The sequence below is a fragment of the Streptomyces marianii genome (genome assembly GCF_005795905.1).
Lineage (GTDB): Bacteria > Actinomycetota > Actinomycetes > Streptomycetales > Streptomycetaceae > Streptomyces > Streptomyces marianii.
In genome coordinates this window covers 2,684,052-2,702,891 of sequence record NZ_VAWE01000001.1, presented here as the reverse complement: position 1 = coordinate 2,702,891, position 18,840 = coordinate 2,684,052, and the positions used below count along the sequence as shown (strand labels likewise).

The following is an 18,840-nucleotide window of genomic DNA, read 5'->3' as shown; positions in this document are numbered from 1 at the left end:
CGGCGAAGCGGCAGGGCGGGCGGAGCTGTTCCGTGCCGGCCGTACGCTCGACGCGGAGCTCACGGCTCCCCGCCGCTCTTGCGCCGGTGGCGCCGGCGGCCTGCGCGTTCGCCCGCGCGCAGGTGGGGACGCCGTCCACCCGGCGACGGTGCCGGCGGGGGAGAGGTGGGCAGGACCCAGGACTCGGTGTTCGCCGGTTCGGGGCCGAGCACGTCGTCACCGTAGAGACCGTGCAGCCAGTTGGTCTGGTAGACGGTGTCGAGGTACCGCTCGCCCAGGTCCGGGGCGATGGCCACCGCCGTGCGCCCGTCGCCGCCGTGCTCGGCGAGCCAGCCCATCGCGCCGCTGACGACGGTGCCGGTGGAGCCGCCGAACAGGAACCCCCGGCGGGCCAGCCGGTGGCAGGCCCGGATGGTGTCCCGTTCCTCCACACGGATGACCTCGTCCACGAAGGACTCGTCGAGCAGCGGAGGACGGATGCTCATCCCCAGCCCGGGGATCATCCTGCGCCCCGCCTCACCGCCGAAGGACACGGAGCCGACGCTGTCCACCGCGATGATCCGCACCGGCCGGTGCCACTCGCGGAAGAAGCGGGCGCAGCCCATCAGCGTGCCCGTGGTCCCGGCGCCGACGAACAGCGTGTCCAGCTCGGGGAACCGATGTGCGATCTCAGGCGCCGTCCTGCGGTAGTGCGCCTTCCAGTTGCCCGGGTTCGTGTACTGGCTGAGCCACACGTACCGGCTGTCGGAGGCGCACAGCGTACGGAGGTAGTCGATCCGCGCGCCCAGGAAGCTGCCGTTGGCCTCCTGGCCGGCGATGACGTGCACCTGGCTGCCCAGGGCCTCCATCATCAGCCGGGTCGTCAGATTGCAGCGCGAGTCGGTGACGCACAGGAACCTGTAGCCCTTGCTCGCCGCGATCATGCTCAGTGCCACGCCCAGGTTGCCCGAGGAGGACTCCACGAGGATCGAATCCGGCGTCAGGACTCCGTCCCTTTCGGCGGTCTCCACCATCTCGATCGCGGCCTTCAGCTTGATCGAGCCGGCGAAGTTGAAGCCCTCGCACTTCAGGAAGAGCGAGCGCCCGAATATCGACTCGAGGTCGATGTAGAGATCGTCTTCGTTGAAGTCTTGGGGAACGGATATGACAGGCACGATGGCCTCCTCATCTGCAGCGGGCCCGTCGGGCCCCTGCGTCAGCGGCCGTGGAGTCGTCCGTAGCTGCTACGGAGACCTGACCGTTGATCTCTCCGGGTGACCAGTTCTGCAAGGTGCCTCCTCACTGGCTTCCGGGCGGCTCAGCCGTACCGGCGCAGTTCATGGAAGAAGCCGTCGACGACGCGCAGCCCGCCGGAGCGCGCCACCTCGTCGTAGACCCATGTGCCGACCGCGAGGTCCAGCACCCCGAGGCCGAAGGGCGAGAAGACCACCGGCCGGTCCGCGGGGAGCGTCACCCGGCCGGCGATCACGTCGTCGAGCGTGCCGTCCAGAAAGGCGCGGCCGCCGGTCAGCCGCTCCGCCAGGTGCGGGGAGGTGTCGGCCTTGAGGCAGTGCTCGACGTCGTCCACGACATTGGCCGAGGCGAGCAGGACCTCCGGGGCGAGATCTCGTAGGGACACGTGCAGCACCAGCGGGTTGTGGCCGAACCAGGACGGGTCGCTGACGTGCGGCTCGGTGGCGATGGTCGCGAATACCACGAGGTCGCTGAAGCGGATAAGTTCCTCGGGATCGTCGTGCACACTGATCCGGCCCGCCGTGCCCGACTGCTCCAGGTAGCAGCGGAACCCGGCCGCGCTCTCCGGCGCCACGTCGTGGACACCGATCTCGTCGAAGGACCAGCCGGTGCCGGCGAGGAAGGTGTGGATGTAGCGGGCGACGAGTCCCGTGCCGAAGAACCCGACCCGCGCCGGGCGCCCGGCCGACCGTCCCCGGCTGAGCCGGTCCGCCGCCAGCGCCGCCGAGGCGGCCGTCCTGGTCGCGCTGATGATCGAGCCCTCCAGACACGCGAAGGGGTAGCCGGTGTCGTGGTCGTTGAGGATCAGCACGGCCGAGGCCCGGGGAAAGCCGGCCTCCACGTTCGCCGGGAAACTGGAGATCCACTTGAGGCCGTCCACGCCGGCCTGCCCGCCGAGCGACGCGGGCAGCGCGATGATCCGCGACGCCGGACGGTCCTGGAAGCGCAGGAAGTACGAGGGCGGATTGACGGTACGGCCCTCGCCGTGCAACCGGTACGTGGCCTCGACGAGTTCGACGATCCGCTTCTCGTGGCCCTGCAGCGCACGCTGCACCTGCTCACCCGGGATCACCGCGAACGACGGCGCGGCATCCGGTTCGCCGGTACTTCCCGGGCCGTACGCCCGGCGCTTCGCGGATTCCCCGGCGGACTCCGTCCGGCCGGATCGGATGGCTGTCATAGCGCCCTCACCTCGACGGTCGGCGAGCAGTCGGACAGTGACACCGGCTCGGCCAGCCCGACGAGGATCTCGCGGGGGCCTTCGTAGGGCTCGCGGCTGTGGGCGGTGCGGATGTTGTCGACGAGCATGAGGTCGCCGGGCTGCCAGGGTTCCCGGGCCGTGTGGGCCTCGTAGACCTCGTTGAGGGTCTGGACGACGTCCTCGCCGACGGGGTCGCCGTCGCCGTAGCGGGTGTTGAACGGCAGGCCGTCCTCGCCGTACTCGTCGACGAGGTACTCGCGGACCTCGGGGGCGAGGGTCCATTCGTTGAGGAACGCGATCTGGTTGAACCAGCAGCGGGCTCCGGTCCGCGGGTGGCGCACGACGGCGCTGCGGCGCTGGCGGGTGCGCAGGCCGCCGTCGCTCTGCCAGGCGAGGTCGATGGCGTTGGCGCGGCAGTACTCCTCGACGGCGGTGCGGTCGTCGGTGCCGAAGGCCTCGGTCCAGGAGGCGCCGATCTCGTCGTTGTAGCTGCGGGTGAGCAGCCAGCCCTCCCGCTCGAAGCGTTCCACCATCGCCGGCGGCAGCGCCTCCAGCACGGCGGTGGAGTCCGAGACCCCGGTGACCCCGCCGTCGGCCGGCGCGGTCAGGCACGCGAACATCATCATGCCCGGGAACGTCGTCGTGTAGCTGAGTTCGTGGTGCATGCACATCGGCTGGTTCGGCGGCCACGCCGTGGAGGAGTAGACACCGTCCCGGTACGACTCGCGCGCGGCGAACGCCTCCCGTTCGGTCATCAGCGGCCCGCCGGCGAGCTGCTGGAACACCGCGCCGACCTGGTCCGCCTCACGCAGTCCCAGACCGCGCACCAGCACCGAGCCGCGCTCGGCGACCAGGGAGCGCAGTGCGTCCCGCTGCCCGGCCGCCCAGCTCGCCGCGTCCCCGGGGGACTCGACGTGCAGGACCGGGGGCCTGCCCGGCCGCGACTCCACGTCGAGCAGTGACGCGTGGGATGAGGGCGACATTTCTTTTCCTTTCGGTCGTGGCTCAGGAGGGGGCCGGCAGGGCAGCGGCGCGCAGCACGGCTCGTGCCGCCTCGGCCGGACGGGTGCGAAGGAAGTAGTGGCCTCCGTCGGCGAGTTCGTACAGATCGACGTGTTCGGCCAGCAGCCGCCAGTCGCGGTGCCGTCCGGGGGGCGCCGTGACGGGGTCGTCCGCGGCCACGACGACGGTGACCGGCGCGGACAGCCGCACGGCGGGCGGGGCCTCCAGGAGGCCGGCGAAGTACTCGTGGGCGGCCACGCAGTCGTGGCGGTAGGCGGCACCGATGTGCTCGGCGCGCTGGGCGTCCAGTTCGCCGAGTCCGGTGCGACCGCGGTCGTCGGCCAGCCCGGCGGCGATCTCGGCGTCGCTCCTGCGGGCGAGCTCGTCGACGGCGCTCCGCCGTTCCGCCGCCCCGCCGAGCAGCTGCGCGGCGAGGAACACCCGCTCGACCTCGACACCGCGCTCCTGGAGCCTCCGTGCCGTCTCCACGGCGGGAGCGGTGCCGGAGGAGTGGCCCCACAGCAGCACCCGGGACACGCCCAGGCCGGTGATCTCGTCCACGACCCGCTCGACCACCTGATCCAACGGGGCGAAGGGTGCACGGGCGGCCGCCAGGTCGTGTCCGGGGAGCTCGACGGCGTACACGGCCGGTCCGTCGGCCGCCAGGACGCGGGCCAGCGGCTGGAAGTTCACCGCGTTGCCGCCCGCGTAGGGGAAGCAGACCAGGACCCCGGCGCGGGCGTCCTTCGGCTCCGACAGGCGCTCCAGCAGACCGTCTCCGGCGGTGCGGCGAGTGTTCTGCGCCGCGCTCGGGCCGTTCGGGGCGGGTTGGTTGTCGGTGGTGTCGGTGTCGGTGTCGGTGTCGAGGAGTGCGGCGAGGTCGGTGAGGACGGGGTGGCGGGTGACGTCCTTGAGGGTGACGGCGCGGTCCAGGGCGATGGCGAGTTTCACCGCGGACAGCGATGTGCCACCGCGGTCGAAGAAGTGGTCGCCGCGGCTGATCCGGTCCTCGGGCACACCCAGCACGGCCGACCAGGCCGCCGCCAGCCGTCGTTCCGCCGGGGTCGCCGGCGCACCGCCACCGCCGCGGTCACCGGTGTCGGTGTTCTCGGTGGGGGTGTCCAGGGTGGCGGCGAGCGCGGTCAGGGCCTTCCTGTCGACCTTGCCGTTCGCGGTCAGCGGCAGCCCGTCCCGCCAGTGGAACACCGACGGCACCATGTACGACGGCAGCGTCGCCCCCAGCCCCGCGGCCAGCACCCGCGCCTCCAACGGCCCCGCGGCCGTGTAGAACGCCACCAACTGCGTCCCCGCACCACCCGCCACCGCGACCACCGCACCGTCCCGCACCCCCGCCTGACGCAACAGCGTGTTCTCGATCTCCCCGACCTCGATCCGGAACCCGCGGATCTTCACCTGCGTGTCCCGCCGGCCCAGGAACTCCAGCTTCCCCGACACATCCCACCGGCCACGATCCCCACTGCGATACAACCGCTCACCCGGCCGCAACGGATCCGGCACGAACGCCGCCGCCGTCCGCTCCGGATCATTGACATACCCACGCCCCACACACACCCCCGAGAACACGATCTCCCCCGGCGCACCCAACGGCACCGGCCGCAGCCCCTCGTCCACCACATACACATGCACATTGGCCACCGGCCGCCCCAGCAACACCCGCCCCGGCACCCCCGTCATCACCTCATGGTTGGTGTCGTCACAGGTCTCCGTCAGCCCATAGGCGTTCACCAGCACGATCCCCGGCTGCGCCGCGAACCACCGCTCCGCCAGCTCCCGCTTCAACGCCTCACCCGTCACCGACACACACCGCAGATCCCCCAGCCCCCGCGGCTCGCGCTCCAACGCCGCCAGCACCGCCTCCAGATACGACGGCACCACCTGCACCACATTCACCCCGGCACCGACGACCGTGTCCAAGAACCGCGACACATCCAGCACCGCGTCCTGCTCCACCAGCACCGTCCGCCCACCCACCAACAACCCCGCCACCAACTGCCACAACGAGATGTCGAAACACTGCGGCGCGACCTGCGCCACCACACCACCCTCACCGATCCCCAGATCGTCGATCTTCGCGAACAGATGGTTCACCAGACCCGCGTGCTCGCACATCGCACCCTTCGGCTCACCCGTCGAACCAGAGGTGAAATAGATGTACGCCAACTGCCCCGCCGCCACCGGCACACCCAAATCATCCTCAGCGTGCCCCTCGGCATACGCCACATCCACCGGCAACCGCTCCACCCCACCGACCGAGACCAACGCCTCGTCCAGCGACCCGCTGCTCCCGGACTCCGTCAGCACCACCCGGCACCCCGCCCGCGACAGCGTCGCCGCGATCCGGCCCGCCGGGAAACGCGGCTCGACCGGCAGATACACCCCACCCGCCTTGAACACCGCAAGCACCGACGCCAGCCAGTCCGCATTCCGCTCCAGCACCACCCCCACCACACCCTCCCCCTCCACACCACGCACCCGCAACGCCCGCGCCAACCGGTTCGCCCGCCCGTTCAACTCCCCGTACGTCCACTCCCGCCCCGCATCCACCACCGCCACCGCGTCCGGATGCATCCGCACCCGCTCCTCGAACAACTCGTGCACCCGCAACCCCGGCAACTCCCGCCGCCGCCCCGCCAGCCCCTCCACCTGAAAACCCACCTCCTCGGCGGACACCAGACCCGCCTCGCCGCACACGGCATACGGATCCGCCACGATCCGCTCCAGCGCCGCCAGGTGATAACCGGCAATCCGGCCCACCGCCTCCCCGTCCAGCACCTCGGTACGGAACCGCAACCGCAACACCACCTCCCCACCCACCCCCTCCACCACCGACAACCGCAACACCGTCCCCCCACCAACCTCCCCCTCCACACCAAAGGCGTCGAACTCCACCTCGTACAACACACCCCCAACACCCAACTCACGCGCCAACTCCCCCACCGGAAAATCACGATGCGCACACAACCCCGTGGACACGCGATGCGCATCACGCACCAACGCCCACCAGGAACGAGCACCATCGGCCGCCAACCGGCACGGCAACGCCCGCGCACCCGGAACGGGAACACAGCCCGTGACGGCCTCGTCCTCACCCGACAACACCGCCAGCACACGGACGTGAGCCGCCAGCACCACCACCCCCAACGGAACACCCAACTCCTCGGCCAACCGCCGCAAACCCCGCACCAACCCCACCGGAACCCGCACCACCCGCTCCGCACCACCCGACACCGGCTCGGCCGTCCACCGCGGAACCGACGTCAGCCCTCCAGCACCCAGCACAGCGCACCAGAACTCCCTGCCCGGGTCCGTCCGCGCCGCCCCTGCCGTCCGCGCCATCTGCGTCTCCATCGGTGCGTCCTCCCTCACCCTCGCCCGGACGCCGCGTGCGGCTGCGGGCTGCCGTTCAGTGCGACGGGTCGGTAGGCGGCCCCACGCGCTTCGGCGGCCGGATTCCCGACCCACCGTGCGTGCGCGGGCACTTCCTCGCCCTTCATCAGGAAGGCGTCGGCGGCGAGCTGGGCGTGGTCGCCCATCGTCACGCCGTAGTGCACGTGGGATTTGACGCCGAGGGTGCAGCCGGTGCCGAGGACGCTGCGGTCGGACTTGAACGTGCCGTCCTCCTGCGAATGGCACTGGACCGTGCTCGCCTGGTTCAGCGTGCAGAAGTCGCCGATCGTGGTCAGCGTCCGCTCCGTGAAGCCCGCGCCGTCGTCGAAGACCCGCCTGCCCATGCGCACGCCCAGCATCCGCCACAGCAGGGTCTTGTAGGGCGTGCCGCTGAAGAGGTTGAGGTAGTGCTCGGGAACCTTCCAGAGGCGCTCGTGCCACCAGAAGTACGGGTCGTAGATGGAGCACAGCTTGGGCTCCAGCGGCCGGAAGCGGGTGATGAGCCGTTCCGACAGGGTGAAGTAGCACGCCGTGAACGCCAGGGTGATCGAGAGGTACAGCGCGATCACCAGATGCCCGAGCACGCCGTACACGTCGAGGGTCGCCAGAGCGAACACCGTCAGCACGTACGAGTGCACCCACCGCACGAACAGCCAGTACGCCATGGTGCGGAGGTTGTACCGGTTCTTCGCGGCCAGGTTGCGGTGGAACTCATCGCCGGTCCTCAGATGGTCGAAGCGGGTGTCGCGCTCGACGGTGCGCGGGATCCCGAAGCACGGCGCTCCCAGCAGGCCCACGTCCTCGTGGACTTCGCCGTCGAGCGGGATCATGACCTTCGTCGCGAGCAGGGTGTTCTCGCCGGTCCTGCCCCCGGACGGGTAGGCGATGTTGTTGCCGAGAAAGCTGTGCGGGCCTATGACGGCCCGGGAGACGCGAAACGACGTCCCCGAGAATTCCGCGTTCATGACGGAGAGACCGTCGGCGACCATCGTTCCGGTCCCCACCGTGGTGAGGTAGGGGGACTCGTGCTGCACATGGGTGCCGAAGTTGGACCCGGTCTGCTCCACCTTGGACAGGTCGTAGCCGAGGAAGCGCAGGTAGTGGACGATGTACGAGCTGTCCCCGAAGAGCCAGCCGAAGAACTTGACGTTGGTCATCCGCGCGATGAGCCGGTGCAGCGAGTACTGCAGGCCGTACAGCGGATAGACCCTGTCCGGCTCGATCGCCAGGCTCAGCAGCCGCGGCACGGTGAACAGCCAGACCAGCCCCAGGACGAGGAAGCCGAAGAACAGGACGACGGACAGGACCAGGGCGTCGACGTACAAACCCGCCGACGTGATGTGCGTGGCGCCGGGACCGAGCACCTGGTTCAGCGCCGGGATCTCCGTCACCAGGAGGTACGCGCCGCCGACCGTCAGCGGGACGTACAGCACGAACAGCTGGAGCACGGTGCCGAGCCCGAAGAGCGTCCGGCGCAGTGGGCCGCAGCGAGCCGGGGGCACGCGCATGTAGTCGACGTCGGTGCGCTCGGCCGGGGAGCCGTGCCAGTGCTCGCCGGCCGGGACCGAGTCACCGCTCTGCAGCGCGGAGGTGTGGCCCAGTTGGGCCCGGTCGCCCATCGACGTGTCGATGTCGAGCACGGTCTTCTCACCGACGAAAGCGTCCCGCCCGATCGTGACGCGTCCCGTCTGGATGCGTCCGGCGTGGGCGCGGTAGCCGATGAAGTAGGACTCCTTGCGGATGACCGTGCCGTCGCCGATCGTGAGCAGGTCGGTGCACACAGGGACGGTCCGGGAAAGGATGGTGACGCCCTTTCCGATACGGGCGCCGAGGGCCCGCAGATAGAGGACGTACAGCGGATTTCCGACGTAGAACCTCATCGGGTTCGCGTTGACCAGTACCTTGACGGTCCAGAACCGCAGATAGGCCAGTCCCCAGATGGGGAACTCCTGTGGTTTCCAGCGGCCGACCAGAATCCATTTGGCGGCGATGGGAAAGAGGCAGAGCGTAATGATCGCGGCGCTGCCGAAGACCATGGACCGCAGATAGATGTGCAAGAGGCCCGAACCCCTGGAAACCCACTCGTAGCCACGGGCGGTGACGGTGCCGAGGGCGAAGCAGTAGGCGAGGAAGACCAGGGTCTGCGCGGTTCCGCACAGGAGGTACGTCCTTCTGCTGACGGGTACGGCGCTCTCGGCCGGTTCGGACGGCGGTGAGGCTTCGGCTGCGGGCGTCTCGGCCACGAGCGCCTTCACCAGGCTGCGGATCGTGGGGTACTGATAGATGTCCTTCATCGACACCGAGGGAAGGCCGTCGCGCTTCCTGACCCGGGCGCAGAACTGCGCCATGACCAGCGAGTTGGCACACAGGTCTTCGAAGAAATGGCTCTCCGTCGATATCTGCTCGGCCTTGACCAGGCCGGCCAGCACCTCGGCGAAGTCCTTCTCGGCACCTGCCGTCCCCGTTCCCGCCGCCGGACCGTCAATTCGGTGCTCGGTGAGCGCCGATTCATCTGGCTCGGGCGTCAGGACCTCGACAGACTTATCCACCATGCGAGCTCCTTGAGGAAATGCCGGTCGCCATCGTCCCGCGCGGCCGGCACTCGTTGTCCTCACGCTCCAGCGATGGCCGGAGCGAGCAATCCGGAAGTCACGCGGTCGTGAGCTCTTCTCCGGTCACAATCGCGATCACCAGTCTCCGTCGTGCATCGCAGGGTTGCCACTCGGACCGGATCCCTTCGGACTGCCCTGCGACGTGACGGCAACGCTCGTGAATCCCGGCCGCCGAACCGCCGATGGCCGCCGTTCCGGCCACCGCACCAAAGCTTTTGTCATTCGTCGGGACGGGGCGATGGCCCCCGGCGTCGACCGCTGGTAGCAGCCGCCTCGGGAAGCGCTTGAGTCGCACCCGTCAGGTATTCGGTACCGGCGCCCGGACGGATGGGTAATTCATCAATCAAATGTCTTCAAAGTGCCGACCGGGGTTCGGCCGGACGGGTGAGCGGGGCGTGCAAAAGGGGAGAGAGGGGCGCGCGGGGCGCGCGCCGGGCGTGCTGATGACGGGGCGCGAACACCGGTGCGGGGTGCTGGTCCGGCCGGGCCCCGCGGGTGCGGCCCGGTTGGACGGTGTCCGGCGCATCTGGACCGGTCCCCGCCCGGCGCGGCCCCGGGGAGCTTTCCCGGACCGGGCGCCGCCCGGGTCGGCTCCGGGGAGCGTGTCTCCTGGACCGGGCCCTGTGCGGGTCGGCCCCGGGCCCGCCCGGCTCGATCCGGTCTGCCCGCGACCGGGCAGAGCCGCGCGGACCGCCGGAAGGGAACAACCCTGACGGCCGTCGCACGAACGGCGTACCGCGGTGCTGACGGGCCGCTGCCCGGCTCGGCGGAGCGCGGCCCGTCGAAGCGACTACGGGATCCGGATACTGTCGACGATCTCCCGGTGCGTCTTCTCCAGCGCCTTCTCGTTCGCCTCCGGGCCGACGGTCACGACCTGGACGAGGTACCTGTCGCCGTCGATGAGACGGGTGGACCCGGTCATCCGCTCCCCGTCGTCCGTCGCGATCCGCGCATCGAGCGCGGGCCGGCCCTCGACCGTGATCTCCTCGGCGCCCGTGCTGACGAACGAGGTGCCGGTCTCCTTCTCCATTCCTTCCACGAAGGACCGGAGCTCGGCGCCGAGCCGCATGTCGTAGGCGTCCGGCACCTCGGTGACGGCGAAGACCACGAAGCCCTCGCCGGTCTCCACCAGGTATGCGCGGTTGGTCACCTCCTGGCCGAGGATGCGCTCGGTGTGCTTCTCGACGGTCGCCTTGCCGGGCAGGTCCACCGTGATCCCCGTGGGGGCGTCGGTGGTCTTCACCCATCCGGCGCGAAGCTCGGCCTGGATCGCGGTGACGACACCGGCACGCGGTGTGACCGGGGCGGCGCTCGCGGTGGAGGACGCCACGGCACCCCCGGTGACGGCGGCGGCGAGGGAGAGCGCAAGGGCGCGCTTCGTCCGGGTCAGGGGTCGGGTTCCATGGGACATGAAAATCACTTCCGTCAAGAGGGGCGTGAGAGGGACCTGCCGAAACGACCCGGGGCATTCGGCGAAACCACCCACCGACGAGCCGCGCGGTCCGACCGCTCCGGCCGGGCCCGCCTCTCCATTACGCCGGGCCGGGCGACGAGCGTCATGCCCCTGGATCGCGTGGCAGGGGAATTCGGGACTTGACAGCGGCTCCGGGACCAGGGACGAAAGTGAGGGCAGCGGTCTCTCCCAGGGGCCGTGGGGCGTACCCGGGCCGCAGAGGTCGTCGCTCGGGCGCTCGCCGCCCCTCCGGTCCCCTACTCCGGTGCGGTGCGGTGCGGTGCGGTGCGCGGTGCCGTGCGACGGCGACGTCACAACGTCGTCAGGGCCGACCGGGGGTCACCACCGCGCTGCGGGCGTACAGACCGGGACTGATGCCCAGCATCCGCTTGAAGTGCCGGCTGAAGTGGGACTGGTCGTAGAAGCCGGACGCGGCGGCCACGAGACGTGGCGCCATTCCGCCCAGCAGCAGACGCCTGGCGAGGTCGATGCGGCGGCCGGTGAGGTACTGGTGCGGTCCCATGCCGAACTCGCGGCTGAACACCCGCACGAGATGGGCCGGATGGACATGCAGTGTCGCGGAGGCGTCCTGAAGGCTCACCCCCTCCACGAACCTCTCGTCGAGCAGTTCGCGCAGCCGGTGCGCGATCCCGGCGTCACGTACCTCGGACCGGTCCTCGACCCGCTGCAGCAGGTGGTCGCGCAGCCGCTCCGACACCAGCGTCAGCCGGCTCTCCGCCTCCAGCTCGTCGCCGACCTGTTCGAGGCTCAGATGCAGTTGGTGGATGCGGCGGCGCAACAGCGGATCGTCCAGGACCGGGCTGTCCACCGCGAGACCGACGAGGCCGTCATCGAGCTGGGCGGAGTCGAGGTACACCACCCGCTTCCGGAATCCGTCCGGAGTGACGGAGCGTCCGTTGTGTGGGACGTGCGGGGGCAGCAGGGTGACCGTCCGGTCGAGGGCGCCGTGCTCATGACGCTCGAGGTCGTACCTGACCATGCCGTCGTCCACGATCAGCAGCGTCCACGTCTCATGGGTGTGCATGGGGTAGACGTGGTCGGTGATGCGGGCATGGAAGACCTCGTCGATTCCCGCCAGCAGCGGACGCCAGGCCCGGATCTGCGGACGCTCAACCATGCAAAGATCGTACAAGACTTCGCACCGGTCACCGGGTTGAATCAACTCCATGGAAACCGTCAGCGAACCCGTTCGTTTCGAGACAAAGATCGCCGTGGTCCTGCGCGATGATCTTCAGATGTGGCAGCGCCTCAACATGACGGCGTTTCTGGTCAGCGGCATCGGCCGAAAGGAGCCGGAGGTGATCGGCGAACCCTACGCGGATGCCGACGGCACCGAGTACCTCCCCATGTTCCGGCAGCCGGTACTCGTATTCGAGGCGAACAAGGAGCAGCTGACGACGTGCCATCAGCGCGCCGTCGGCAGGGCCGTTCCCCTGTCCGTGTTCACCACGGACCTCTTCACCACCAACAACGACCGGGACAACCGGGCCGCCGTGCGCGCCGTCCGCCGTGACCAGCTCGACCTGGTCGGCCTCGCGGTACACGGGCCGCGCAACGCGGTGGACAAGATCGTCAAGGGTGCTCGTATGCACCCGTGAGCGGCCCCGGCGACGTGTCGTGCAGAACGGAATGAGTTCGCGGAACAATTCGGCGAACGCCAACCTCTGCCTGCTCGCGACCACGGCATTCTTGGGGAGCGCTTTCGCCGGTTCCAAGGCGGTCGTCCCCATGTGCCGAATGGCGACTTCTCATCGTCCTCGGCACAGAAGAGCTCCGGCCGCCCGGATCGGCGGACTCGTGCGCGGGGTCGCCCTCGCCTGCGCGACCGCATCCGGCGGCGTCCGCATCGAGGTCACCGACCCGCGCGGCGAACGGCTTCCCGCGGCACGGTGGCTTCCGGCGACTGGTGGAGGGCCGGGTCTCGTACTCCGTTGTCCTCGCGGGTTTCGTGCGGCGTGAGCAGAGGACGTGCGGGCGGGGGGTCAGGTGCCACTCCGTGGCGGCTCCGTTCTCCGTGGAGCCGGAGCCCTCCGAAGCCCTCCGAAGCCCTCCGAAGCCCTCTGGTCGGCCGCCAGGCCGCCCGCCGGAATCGTCCCTCGGAGGTACGAGGGTCCCGTTGGTCGGCCCGTGCCGCGCCAGGGCCGCTGCCTTCTTCCCCAGCTCGGTGAGACGTGTGACGCGCTCCTCGAACTCCTGGAGGGTGCGGAAGGCGGCACCACACCGACTTCGAGGACCCGTCATCTGACGACGGGGCCTCGTCGATATTGCGGCCAGGATCTGTCCGCAATCGACGGTAGCGTGAGAAGTGGCCCTCTTCCGTCGATGTGAGGATGTTCATGCAGCAGAAGGCTATTCAGATCATCGGTGCCCGTGAGAACAACCTCAAGGACATCTCCGTGGAGGTGCCGAAGCACAAGGTCACCGTGTTCACGGGGGTATCGGGGTCGGGAAAGTCGTCCCTGGTGTTCGACACAATCGCGGCGGAATCCCAACGGCAGCTCAACGAGACGTTCACCGCGTTCGTGCGCAATCGCCTGCCCAAGTACGGTCAGCCCGACGTCGACGACATCGCGAACCTCTCCGCTGCGGTGATCATCGATCAGAAGCGGATCGGAGGGAACGCGCGGTCCACCGTCGGGACGATCACCGACATCTACGCCCTGCTCCGGCTTCTCTATTCCCGGGTGGGCCAGCCTTGGATCGGTTATTCGAACGCCTTCTCGTTCAACGACCCCTCGGGAATGTGCCCCGATTGCGAGGGCCTCGGCCACCGGGTTCAGGTCGACCTCGACAAGCTGCTCGACAGGTCCAAATCCCTCAATGAGGGCGCCATCCGGCATCCCGCCTTCAATGTCGGTGGCTGGTTCTGGAAGCTGTACGCCAATTCCGGCCTCTTCGACAACGACAAGAGGCTCCGCGACTACACCGAGAGCGAGTGGCAGGCGTTCCTGTACGGGACCCAGGGGTCGATTGCTCTGGAGTGGCAAGGAGGCAAGATCAACTCCAAGTACGAAGGGCTGATGGACAAGTTCAACCGGCTCTACCTGCGCAAGGAGCCGGACGAGATGAGCGCGAAGAACCGGGTGGCGCTGGAGCAGGTCGTCACCCGGGGGCCCTGCGACACCTGTAAGGGGCAACGGCTCAGCCGGCAGGCGCTCGGCTGCCGCATCAACGGCCGGAACATCGCCGAACTCTCCTCCTTGGAGATCGCCGACCTGATGGAGGAGGTCAAGAAGGTCGACGCGTCCTCCGTCTCCCCCCTGACGGCCAGTCTGATCGAGCGGCTCCAGCACCTCATGGAACTGGGGCTGGGATACCTCAGCCTCAGCCGTGAGACCTCCACGCTCTCCGGCGGCGAGTCACAGCGCATCAAGATGGTGCGTCACCTGAACAGTTCGCTCGTCGACATGGTGTACATCTTCGACGAGCCCACGATCGGCCTGCACCCCAGTGACGTCCAGCGGCTCAGCCGGCTCCTGATGGAACTGGCCGAGAAGGGCAACACCGTGCTGGTGGTCGAGCATGACCGCGACATCATCGAGATGGCCGAGCACGTCATCGACCTCGGGCCCGGGGCCGGGCGGTGCGGAGGCGAGATCGTCTACCGGGGCGACGTCCGGGGTCTCACAGAGGCGGACACGCCGACCGGACGGTTCCTCCGCAGGATCCCCCCGATCAAGGAGCGATTCCGCGAGCCCAGGGGGCACCTGGAGGTGACGGGAGCCCGGATCCACAACCTCAAGGACATCAGCGTACGGATTCCGCTCGGCGTTCTGACCGCTGTCACCGGACCGGCCGGCTCCGGGAAGAGCACGCTCATCCACGACGTACTGCTGCGGCAGCACCCCTCGGCGGTCGTCATCGACCAGTCCGCGGTCACCACCAACCGGCGTTCGAACCCGGCGACGTACACCGGCATCATGGACGAGATCCGCAGGCTGTTCGCCCGTGAGAACCAGGTCAGCCCCTCACTGTTCAGTTTCAACTCCGAGGGCGCCTGCCCCACCTGCCAGGGACACGGCATCATCTACACCGACCTCGCCTTCATGGATCCGATGATCACGACCTGCGAGGTCTGCGCGGGCATGCGTTTCACCGAGGACGTCCTGCGCCTGACCCTGCGCGGGCAGAACATCCACGACGTGCTGTCGATGAGTGCCGCGGAGGCGGCCCAGTTCTTCACCGAGCCCAAGGTCGCCAGGACCCTCCGTTCCATCAACCAGGTCGGCCTCGGCTATCTCCAGCTCGGGCAGCCGCTCAACACCCTCTCCGGCGGTGAGTGCCAGCGCATCAAGCTCGCCACGGAGCTGGGGAAGAAGGGCAGCGTCTACGTCATGGACGAGCCCACCACCGGACTCCACATGTCCGATGTCGACAGCCTCGTCCGCCTTCTCGACGGCCTCGTCGAGAAGGGGAACTCGGTCATCGTCATCGAGCACAATCTCGACGTCGTCAGGCAGGCGGACTGGGTCGTCGACCTCGGCCCCGGGGGCGGCAGCGAGGGCGGCCGGGTGATCTTCGAGGGCACCCCCGCCGACCTGGCGGAGGCCGAGCACTCCGTCACCGGGCGGTTCCTCGCCGCGTCCCTGCCGGGTGCCGGTTCCAAGGCCGACCACCGGGCCTCGCGCTGATCCTTGACCCCGGGTGCTGAGCGGCGTCCCGCCATGCCTTCGGCTGAGCAGGTGCTCCGACCCAGGGCCGCATCAGGCGACGTTCGCCCCGTCGCGGCGCCCGGCACGGCGACTCGCGGCGTTGCCGGATCAACCGAGTAGGCCCCCTACGAGGTCGATCCGGCGCCTTGCGATCTTCCCCTCGGCCCGGGAGGGCCTGGGGAGGCCCCACCCCCTCGGCCCCGAGGGCCGGGGGAGGCCCCGTGCACCGGACGCCGCTCCTTGACGGGCAAACCTCGCCTGACGCGGCAATAGGAACACACACGCCCAGCATGAAAGGCCGTGGGGATGAGTCTGCTGCATCACACAGTCCGGCAGGATCCGTTCGCGGAACTGTCGTGCTTCCGGGGTGAGTTCCACTCCTGCCTGACCGGACGTGCGGACGCGCTGTTCGAGCGGGCCGACGCCGTGCAGTGTGAGGACGGCCCGGTCCGGTCTCTGGTGGAGTTGTCGCTGGTGGGCGAACACCGTCGCGGGCACGGTGGGCTCTATGACGCCCTGGCCGCCGGCCGGGTGGAGGTGGCCCGGCCGCGTCGGGCCCTTGCCGCGGTGCCGCTGCCGAAGAAGTCCACGACTCCTCGTCCACGCCGCACAGGTTAAGACCAAGTCAGCGCCGGACGCCCCGCCCGGCCGGCGCACGGTGCCGGGCCGTCAGCTGTTCCAGCGTCGGCACCACCGCACCGGGTGCCGGGGTCCGCAGCATCTCCGCGCGGATCCGCGCCGCGCCCTGCCGGAAGGACGGCTCGGCCGATACCTGAGCCAGCCTGTCCCTGACCCGGCCGGCCGAGGCGCCCTCGCCGTGCGGCGGGAGGAAGATCCCCGCGCCGAGCTTCTCCAGCTGCCCGGCCCGGAAGACGTCGTCCCACTGCCAGGCGAGGGCAAGCTGAGGCACCCCGTGCAGCGCCGCCGTCGCCCAGGTGCCGGCGCCGCCGTGGTGCACGACGGCCGCGCAGCTCGGAAGGACGACGTGCAGGGACAGGCTGTCCACCACCCGCACGTTCCCGGGCAGCGGCGGCAGGCCGTCGCGCTCCTCGGCCTTGACCGTGGCGACCACCTCGGCGTCCAGCTCCGCGATCGCGGCCAGCAGCTCACCGGCCCGGGGCAGTCCCGTGAAGCCCGTCGAGCGCTCCGTGATGCCCTGAGTGAGCAGGACCCTCGGGCGCCCGGGATCCGCCCGCAGCCACGGTGGCACCACCGCCGGGACCGGGCCGTTGTAAGGGACGAACCGCATCGGCACCGTCGGGCGGGCCGTGGCGAACCGCACGCTCGGCGGCATCTGGTCGATCGTCCAGTGGCCGCTGATCACCGCGGGCCCGAAGGCCGCACCGTGCCGCTCCAGCGTCCACGTCAGCCACTCCTCCAGGGCGTCGTCCCGGCGCTCGGCCGGCACCTCGTCCAGCACCTGCTGGAACCGGTCGTGCACCCGCAGGAAGAGGTCTGGGCCCCACAGCAGGCGGGCCTGCGCCGCGCCGGTCACCTGGGCCGCCACCGCGCCGGCGAAGGTGAAGGGCTCCCAGACGACCAGGTCGGGATGCCACCAGCGGGCGAAGTCCACCATCTCGTCGATCATGGAGTCGTTGTTGATCTGGGCGTAGAACGCCGCCGTCAGCATGGACGTGGACGCTTCGAGGAACTCCAGGTCGAGCAGCTCCGGCCGGTTCTCCAGGTAGTCCGGGTTCCGGTGCAGCGCGAACACGCCGGGCGCCATGGCCCCCATCGCCGCCTGCACCTGGTGGTCCGTACCCACCGGCACAGCCGTGAGCCCGGCGCGGGTGATGCTGTCGGTGAGAGCGGGCTGGCTCGCCACCCGGACGTCGTGCCCGGCCGCCCGCAGCGCCCAGGCGAGCGGCACCACACCGTTGAAGTGCGCGTCCATGGCGAACGCCGTCACGAGCACCTTCATCGGGTCACCCTCCCCGGGTCACTTCTGGGCCAGCCGCAGCGAGAGCGCGGCGCGGACCACAGGGGAGCGCCCGCGCCGCAGCGGCTCGCCCTCGGCCTGCAGCACCTGCAGCCGCTCGGCCACCGCCCGCAGGACGGCGGTGCACAGCACGCGGACGAGCGGGGCGACCAGCCCCAGGTGGTCCCGGCCCGCCAGGGCCACGTGTGTGAAACCGGGGCTACGGGGGCGGTCGAGGCGGAAGCGGTCCGGGTCCTCGTACAGCTCCGCGTCCCGCTGGGCGGCGTCGACCAGCACCACCACGTGCTGGTCCGCCTCCAGCGTCTCGCCGCCGATCTCGACCTCTCCCTGGGTGATCAGGCTGCGCAGTGTCACGGGCGGGGTCCAGCGGAGGGTCTCCTCGACCGCGTCCGCCGCCCTTTCGGGATCGGCCCGCAGCAGCGACCACTGCTCGCCGTGCTCCAGCAGAGCCATGACGGCGTTCGCCACGGTGGTGATCGCCGTCTCGGCTCCGACCACCGTGCTCAGCACCGCGGCCGTGACGGTGTCCCCGGGATCGCGTCCGCCATCGGGCTCCACGGCCAGCAGGGCGCTCAGCGCGCCGTCTGCCGGTGCGGTGAGGTGGTCGGCCACGGCCGCGTCCATCAGCTCCCGGACGCGGCGCAGCGCCTGCGTCATCGCCCGGGCCACCGGGAGGCGCGGCGGGCAGAGGGCGGAGTCGAGCACCGGACCGCAGGCGGCCAGCAGGTCCGGCAGTACCGCACGTGCAGCGTCCGGGAGGCCCAGGACGGCGGCGAGCGAGCTCGCGACCGCCGGCCGCGCCAGGTCCGACACCAGGTCGAAGTGCGACGGCAGACCGTCCAGCACCCGATGCACCGCACGCTCCGCGTCGATCTGCCACGCCGTGCACGTACCGGGCCCGAGGACCGGACCGAGCAGGGCCGCGAGACGGTCGTGCTCGGCGGCCGGGGGCAGCAGGTCCTCGCCGAGCGGAGTGACGTGACAGGTCCGCCAGGTCTCCCAGACGTTGTCACGCACGTGCTCCTGCGGGCCCTCGGAGGCAGGGTGCCGGGGACCCAGCAGCGGGTCGTCCAGCAGGCGGGCCGCCAGCCCGCCGTCCGCCGTCACCCACGTGCCGAGCGCACTGCGGTGGAGCGGGCCCCGGCCGCGGACCAGCTCACCGAGGGACAGATGATCGGCCTCGCCGCGCAGTCGCCGGGCATAGGGGTCGCCCAGCGCGCCGAAGACGAAGTGGAAGCCGCGCACGGTCAGCAGATGGCGCCCCAGCTCGCTGTCGGTCGGGGCGGCCGGCGGCGCGTACGTGGGTGTGGGCATCGTGG

At 70.0% G+C, this 18,840-nt stretch carries 11 protein-coding genes and 1 pseudogene; 3 read left to right on the top strand and 9 right to left on the bottom strand.

Annotation, left to right across the window (positions count from 1 at the left end):
• Positions 1 to 59: 59 nt before the first annotated feature.
• The 7 genes from sbnA to FEF34_RS12050 form a co-directional block, all read right to left on the bottom strand.
• Positions 60 to 1,154 carry a 2,3-diaminopropionate biosynthesis protein SbnA gene (gene sbnA, locus FEF34_RS12080; RefSeq protein ID WP_138053186.1) on the bottom strand — a complete coding sequence of 365 codons (1,095 nt, stop codon included), beginning with the start codon at positions 1,152 to 1,154 and terminating at the stop codon, positions 60 to 62.
• Positions 1,155 to 1,297: 143 nt separating this feature from the next.
• Positions 1,298 to 2,413 (bottom strand): 2,3-diaminopropionate biosynthesis protein SbnB, encoded by a 1,116-nt coding sequence (gene sbnB, locus FEF34_RS12075; RefSeq protein ID WP_138053185.1) that lies wholly within the window; start codon positions 2,411 to 2,413, stop codon positions 1,298 to 1,300.
• Positions 2,410 to 3,417 carry a TauD/TfdA family dioxygenase gene (locus FEF34_RS12070; RefSeq protein WP_138053184.1) on the bottom strand — a complete coding sequence of 336 codons (1,008 nt, stop codon included), beginning with the start codon at positions 3,415 to 3,417 and terminating at the stop codon, positions 2,410 to 2,412. Before FEF34_RS12070 ends, sbnB begins: the two co-directional genes overlap by 4 nt.
• 22 nt (positions 3,418 to 3,439) lie before the next feature.
• Positions 3,440 to 6,793 carry a non-ribosomal peptide synthetase gene (locus tag FEF34_RS12065; protein WP_138057429.1) on the bottom strand — a complete coding sequence of 1,118 codons (3,354 nt, stop codon included), beginning with the start codon at positions 6,791 to 6,793 and terminating at the stop codon, positions 3,440 to 3,442.
• Between the two features lie 26 nt (positions 6,794 to 6,819).
• Complete coding sequence (locus tag FEF34_RS12060; protein ID WP_138053183.1) at positions 6,820 to 9,396, bottom strand: Pls/PosA family non-ribosomal peptide synthetase; 2,577 nt, start codon at positions 9,394 to 9,396, stop codon at positions 6,820 to 6,822.
• Between the two features lie 850 nt (positions 9,397 to 10,246).
• Positions 10,247 to 10,867 (bottom strand): hypothetical protein, encoded by a 621-nt coding sequence (locus tag FEF34_RS12055; protein ID WP_138053182.1) that lies wholly within the window; start codon positions 10,865 to 10,867, stop codon positions 10,247 to 10,249.
• A 364-nt stretch (positions 10,868 to 11,231) separates the two neighbouring features.
• Positions 11,232 to 12,047 (bottom strand): helix-turn-helix transcriptional regulator, encoded by an 816-nt coding sequence (locus tag FEF34_RS12050; protein WP_138053181.1) that lies wholly within the window; start codon positions 12,045 to 12,047, stop codon positions 11,232 to 11,234.
• Between the two features lie 49 nt (positions 12,048 to 12,096).
• Here FEF34_RS12050 and FEF34_RS12045 point away from each other — a divergent pair, with 49 nt between their 5' ends.
• The 3 genes and pseudogenes from FEF34_RS12045 to FEF34_RS41200 all read left to right on the top strand — a co-directional run.
• Positions 12,097 to 12,528 (top strand): DUF2000 domain-containing protein, encoded by a 432-nt coding sequence (locus FEF34_RS12045; protein WP_138053180.1) that lies wholly within the window; start codon positions 12,097 to 12,099, stop codon positions 12,526 to 12,528.
• A 738-nt stretch (positions 12,529 to 13,266) separates the two neighbouring features.
• Positions 13,267 to 15,561, top strand: a complete 2,295-nt coding sequence (locus tag FEF34_RS12040) for an ATP-binding cassette domain-containing protein (RefSeq protein WP_138053179.1) — start codon at positions 13,267 to 13,269, stop codon at positions 15,559 to 15,561.
• Positions 15,562 to 15,888: 327 nt separating this feature from the next.
• Positions 15,889 to 16,164, top strand: a pseudogene (locus FEF34_RS41200) (transposase); the annotation flags it as partial.
• A gap of 43 nt (positions 16,165 to 16,207) precedes the next feature.
• Here the strand turns inward: FEF34_RS41200 and FEF34_RS12030 are convergent.
• The gene (locus FEF34_RS12030; RefSeq protein WP_138053177.1) at positions 16,208 to 17,503 is read right to left on the bottom strand and encodes an activator-dependent family glycosyltransferase; all 1,296 of its coding nucleotides are present in this window, start codon (positions 17,501 to 17,503) and stop codon (positions 16,208 to 16,210) included.
• A gap of 18 nt (positions 17,504 to 17,521) precedes the next feature.
• The gene (locus FEF34_RS12025) at positions 17,522 to 18,835 is read right to left on the bottom strand and encodes a cytochrome P450 family protein (protein ID WP_138053176.1); all 1,314 of its coding nucleotides are present in this window, start codon (positions 18,833 to 18,835) and stop codon (positions 17,522 to 17,524) included.
• Positions 18,836 to 18,840: the final 5 nt, after the last annotated feature.